Genomic DNA, 2,647 nt, shown 5'->3' with positions numbered 1-2,647 from the left:
GGACGAGACGCGGCTGCTGGGCCGGCTGGTCAACGATCTGCAAACGCTGTCGCTGGCCGAGGCGGGGCAACTGCCGCTCCACCCGCAGGCCGTCCTGGCCCACGACCTGCTGGAAGACGCGGCCACGCGCTTCATGCCCGCGGCGGCCGAGGCGGGCGTGACGCTGAAGATCGCGCCGGGCGGCGATGACCTGACGCTGACGGTGGACGCCGACCGGCTCGACCAGGTGCTCACCAACCTGATCGGCAACGCCCTGCGCCACACGCCGGCCGGCGGCCGCGTCACGCTGTCGGCCCAGGCGGCCAACGGGGGTGTGGAACTGGCCGTGGCCGACACCGGCGCGGGCATCGATCCGGCCGACCTGCCCCACGTCTTCGACCGTTTCTGGCGCGGCGACCGCTCGCGGACGCGCGTGCGCGACGGCGCGGGCAGCGCGGGCAGCGGCCTCGGCCTCGCCATCGCCCGCCAGCTCGTCCGCGCCCACGGGGGGGACATCGACGTGAACAGCGCCCCTGGCGAGGGCGCGACCTTTACCGTCTATCTACCAACATAAGAAGAATCTCACGCCAAGACGCAAAGAACGCCAAGCCCAGAGATTTCTGAGCTTGGCGTTCTTTGCGTCTTGGCGTGAGCTATTCCCTCTTACGGGTGGGCGAGGTTGATGACCCCGCTCGTCCCATCGGGCAGGGTGTAGAACAGTTGGCCCGTGGTGACGAGCGTCCCGTTGACATGCTCCTGCGTCCAGCGATAACCGGTTGCGCCCTGCAGAGCGGCCAGAAAAGCGGCTTCCTGCTCCATAATCCCCGGCGGATCTTCGCAGAGCATCATTGTGGTCGCCAACGGGCTGATGCTGAAGGCGCTGCCCTCGGCGATGAAGGAGCCGGTGTAGTTGTTGCAGCCGGCGACGCCGCTGACTACGCCGGTCGGCCCATCGAACGTGACGGTGAGCCAGGTATAAGGGATGATATTCTGCTCCGCCCCGGCCGGCCCGAACGAGTTGACCCGCAAGTTTACGCCCGACACGCCGGCGGTAATAGGCGGGTTGGGGGCCGTGGCGACGCTGGTCACAAAGCGCATCGTGTTGCCAGCGGGCAGGTCCAGGAACAACTCATTCCCCTGGAAGAAGTAGATCGCCGCGCTGCCCAGTTGCTGGACGAAGGCGTCGGCCTGCGAATCCTCCGGGCAAGCCATCAGGGTGCTCGGCCCGGGAGTGATGGTGATGCCCTGGCCGTCCACGGTGTAGGTGGCCAGAACAGTGTTGCAGTCGGCGCGGATGACGGCCGTGCCGTCCTCAGCGAAGGTGATCGCATACCGCGTGGGGTCGGCCACGTTCGTCGTCCCCTCGCCGGTCGTCGTGCTCGCCCACAGCCAGGTGGGGCCGACCACCGCCGCCGCCAGCCGCGGCGTGGGGATGACCGGCAGGTCGTCGGCGTTGGTGGCGTCCACGAAGGCCGCCGACACCCACACCCGGCCGCCGGGGAAGCTCGGCGCGTCCACGACGTACCACTGCCCATCCACGCTGACGCCGATCAGCGTGCCGCTGTCTCCCTCAGGCGCAATCCCCAGGCTCATGAAATTCGTGCCGGGGCCGGCGCGCAGGTGGATGCCCGCCGGGGCGTTGACTACGCCGGTCGGCTCGCCCGTCTCGGGCGCAGGCAAGTCCACCACCGGCAGTTCGCTCAGGCGCATCGTGCCGGCGTCGGCGGTCAGGTCAATGTACAGGTCGCCATCCTGGAAGAAGTAGAGGGCGGCGTTGCTCAGTTGCTGGACGAATAGTTCGCCCTGCGAGTCCTCCGGGCAGGCGGCCGTCGTCGTCGCGCCGGGGGTGATGTTGAGGGCGCCATCCTCGGCCGTGAACTCGGCTGTCACCTGGTTGCAGTCGGCGGTGATGCTGGCCGTGCCGTCCTCGTTAAAGGTGATCAGGTAGCGGCTGGCGTCGGCCACGATGACCGGCTCCTCGGGCGTCGTCGTGCCCAACCACTGCCACTGCGCGCCGGCCAGCGACGGCGTCTCTTCGCCGGCCAGCTGGAAGGTGTCTACCGTGCCGTCTTCCCCGGTGAAGACCAGCGTCTGGCCGTCATCCTCGAAAGCGTAGGTGAGGGCCGGGCCGAACATGCCCTGCATGTCCGCCGCCAGCGACGCCTCCGGGCACAGGGCCAGCGTCGTCCCGCCGAGTTCCAGGGCGATAGCGCCCGACTCGGCCGAGGTATAGCTGCCGAAGCCGTTGTTGCAGTCCAGCCGGACGAAGAACGTGCCATCGGCGTTGAAGGTCAGCGTATACGCTTCGGGGTCGGGCACGCTAATCGCCTCGCCATCGGCCGGCTCGCGCCCCGTCCACTGCCAGACGCGGTCGATCAGGTCGGCGTCGGCCGTCGGGGCCTCGGCCCCGGCCAGGCGGAACCAGTCCACCGACTCGTCGGCCCAGACAATCGCCAACACCTGGCCGTCCTCTTCCAAGCGGTACGCGGTCGCCGCGGCGAACATCTCGGTCATCGTCGCTTCGAGTGAATCCTCCGGACAGAGAGCGAGGCTGGTCATGCCCAGTTCCATGGTGAGGCCGCCGGCCCCGTCGGTGGCGTAGCTGCCGCCGCCGCGGTTGCAGTCGAGGCCGACGAAGAACGTGCCATCCTCGTTGAACAGCAGGTCG

General features: G+C 68.6%; 2 protein-coding genes. One reads left to right on the top strand and one right to left on the bottom strand.

Translation table 11 applies throughout. The features are described from left to right. Positions 1-553, top strand: a 553-nt coding sequence (locus tag ACE3UY_RS17500; protein WP_374688774.1) for a sensor histidine kinase, incomplete at its 5' end; no start/stop codon positions are given. A gap of 89 nt (positions 554-642) precedes the next feature. Here the strand turns inward: ACE3UY_RS17500 and ACE3UY_RS17495 are convergent. Then, positions 643-2,647: META domain-containing protein (locus ACE3UY_RS17495; protein WP_374688773.1), on the bottom strand; the 2,005-nt coding region annotated here is incomplete at its 5' end.

The sequence above is a fragment of the Promineifilum sp. (SeqCode) genome, from assembly GCF_041918635.1.
Classification (GTDB): domain Bacteria; phylum Chloroflexota; class Anaerolineae; order Promineifilales; family Promineifilaceae; genus Promineifilum.
This window is presented reverse-complemented; position numbering and strand designations above follow the sequence as displayed.